At 57.4% G+C, this 244-nt stretch carries 1 protein-coding gene; it reads right to left on the minus strand.

Features of this window, described 5'->3' with window-relative positions; genetic code table 11:
* Positions 1 to 244, minus strand: a 244-nt coding sequence (locus tag ACYP03_RS27530; protein ID WP_459782875.1) for a hypothetical protein, incomplete at both ends; no start/stop codon positions are given.

Consider the following 244-nt stretch of genomic DNA (forward strand, 5'->3'; position numbering starts at 1 on the left):
GGAGGGCAGGTACACCACTTTTTTCTCGCCGTGTGCCGGCCTGTTACCGCTTTCAGTCAACGCATGACGATTGATTGTCGGCAACTCTGGCAGCCACTGTGGTGTGTTGTTGTGACTCCAGCGTCTGGCCGTGTCGCTGATCGCTGTCATTCTGTGTTTGCCAAGCAAAGACTGCGCAGACTGCGCCACACCCAGACCGGTTTTCACTAAGCGGGTTGTGGTGGCGAAGTGATCCGCCGTCCAG

This window comes from Photobacterium sp. R1 (assembly GCF_054600795.1).